General features: G+C 52.7%; 2 protein-coding genes. Both read right to left on the bottom strand.

What is annotated here, in order from left to right:
* A partial coding sequence (locus PE36_RS23270; RefSeq protein ID WP_006034569.1) for a hypothetical protein occupies positions 1–1,190 on the bottom strand: 1,190 nt, incomplete at its 3' end.
* The coding region (locus PE36_RS23275) for an Ig-like domain-containing protein (protein WP_006034570.1) at positions 1,141–2,770 on the bottom strand (1,630 nt) is incomplete at its 5' end. The genes PE36_RS23275 and PE36_RS23270, both read right to left, overlap by 50 nt.

Here is a 2,770-nt window from a genome sequence, read left to right on the forward strand (position 1 = left end):
GCGTCATCGCTCAGTGTCGCGGTCACTTTCGCTTCAGGTAGTACTTCGATTGCGATACCGTTTGCAATATCGTCCGCCGTTAATACAACGGTTACTGGCGTGGCGCCATCAACGTTATACGTTAATGTATCGCCCGCTTTAGAGCCGGTGACTGCGATCGTCGCCGTCACCGTGCCATCGGTACCTAATTCTGCTGCGTTATAAACGCCGTCATCATTGGCATCGATATCTGCGATCGTAACGCTTGGCGTCGCAATATCCACATCCGCGGCGAAGGCTGTCGCACTGACTGGCGCAGATGTATTGCCCGCGTCATCGCTCAGTGTCGCGGTCACTTTCGCTTCAGGTAGTACTTCGATTGCGATACCGTTTGCAATATCGTCCGCCGTTAATACAACGGTTACTGGCGTGGCGCCATCAACGTTATACGTTAATGTATCGCCCGCTTTAGAGCCGGTGACTGCGATCGTCGCCGTCACCGTGCCATCGGTACCTAATTCTGCTGCGTTATAAACGCCGTCATCATTGGCATCGATATCTGCGATCGTAACGCTTGGCGTCGCAATATCCACATCCGCGGCGAAGGCTGTCGCACTGACTGGCGCAGATGTATTGCCCGCGTCATCGCTCAGTGTCGCGGTCACTTTCGCTTCAGGTAGTACTTCGATTGCGATACCGTTTGCAATATCGTCCGCCGTTAATACAACGGTTACTGGCGTGGCGCCATCAACGTTATACGTTAATGTATCGCCCGCTTTAGAGCCGGTGACTGCGATCGTCGCCGTCACCGTGCCATCGGTACCTAATTCTGCTGCGTTATAAACGCCGTCATCATTGGCATCGATATCTGCGATCGTAACGCTTGGCGTCGCAATATCCACATCCGCGGCGAAGGCTGTCGCACTGACTGGCGCAGATGTATTGCCCGCGTCATCGCTCAGTGTCGCGGTCACTTTCGCTTCAGGTAGTACTTCGATTGCGATACCGTTTGCAATATCGTCCGCCGTTAATACAACGGTTACTGGCGTGGCGCCATCAACGTTATACGTTAATGTATCGCCCGCTTTAGAGCCGGTGACTGCGATCGTCGCCGTCACCGTGCCATCGGTACCTAATTCTGCTGCGTTATAAACGCCGTCATCATTGGCATCGATATCTGCGATCGTAACGCTTGGCGTCGCAATATCCACATCCCGCGGCGAACGCTGTCGCACTGACTGGCGCAGATGTATTGCCCGCGTCATCGCTCAGTGTCGCGGTCACTTTCGCTTCAGGTAGTACTTCGATTGCGATACCGTTTGCAATATCGTCCGCCGTTAATACAACGGTTACTGGCGTGGCGCCATCAACGTTATACGTTAATGTATCGCCCGCTTTAGAGCCGGTGACTGCGATCGTCGCCGTCACCGTGCCATCGGTACCTAATTCTGCTGCGTTATAAACGCCGTCATCATTGGCATCGATATCTGCGATCGTAACGCTTGGCGTCGCAATATCCACATCCGCGGCGAAGGCTGTCGCACTGACTGGCGCAGATGTATTGCCCGCGTCATCGCTCAGTGTCGCGGTCACTTTCGCTTCAGGTAGTACTTCGATTGCGATACCGTTTGCAATATCGTCCGCCGTTAATACAACGGTTACTGGTGTGGCGCCATCAACGTTATACGTTAATGTATCGCCCGCTTTAGAGCCGGTGACTGCGATCGTCGCCGTCACCGTGCCATCGGTACCTAATTCTGCTGCGTTATAAACGCCGTCATCATTGGCATCGATATCTGCGATCGTAACGCTTGGCGTCGCAATATCCACATCCGCGGCGAAGGCTGTCGCACTGACTGGCGCAGATGTATTGCCCGCGTCATCGCTCAGTGTCGCGGTCACTTTCGCTTCAGGTAGTACTTCGATTGCGATACCGTTTGCAATATCGTCCGCCGTTAATACAACGGTTACTGGCGTGGCGCCATCAACGTTATACGTTAATGTATCGCCCGCTTTAGAGCCGGTGACTGCGATCGTCGCCGTCACCGTGCCATCGGTACCTAATTCTGCTGCGTTATAAACGCCGTCATCATTGGCATCGATATCTGCGATCGTAACGCTTGGCGTCACGACCGCTGTATCTACCGTGATCGTTTGCTCAACGAAGGCTGCGTTACCTGCGGTATCGGTTGTGGTAATGGTTAAAGCTTGTGTGCCATCCACTAATGTCGATGTCGTAATTGAATAATTGCCATCCGCATCAACCGTGCCGGTACCCACAACTACGTTTGCTGCATTGGTGATAACAACGCTGGCGCCGATCTCACCGGTACCGTCAATCGTTGGGGTATTATCAGACGTAATATCGTCATTATTAATGGCGCTATCTGAGCCCGCATTGATGTCCGCCGTTGGCGTCACGATACCAGTATCTACCGTGATCGTTTGCTCAACGAAGGCTGCGTTACCTGCGGTATCAGTTGTGGTAATGGTTAAAGCTTGTGTGCCATCCACTAATGTCGATGTCGTAATTGAGTAATTGCCATCCGCATCAACCGTGCCAGTACCCACAACAACGTTTGCTGCATTGGTGATAACAACGCTGGCGCCGATCTCACCGGTACCGTCAATCGTTGGGGTATTATCAGACGTAATATCGTCATTATTAATGGCGCTATCTGAGCCCGCATTGATGTCCGCCGTTGGCGTCACGATACCAGTATCTACCGTGATAGTTTGCTCAACGAAGGCTGCGTTACCTGCGGTATCAGTTGTGGTAATGGTTAAAGCT

This window comes from Moritella sp. PE36 (assembly GCF_000170855.1).
In the GTDB taxonomy this organism is placed as follows: domain Bacteria; phylum Pseudomonadota; class Gammaproteobacteria; order Enterobacterales; family Moritellaceae; genus Moritella.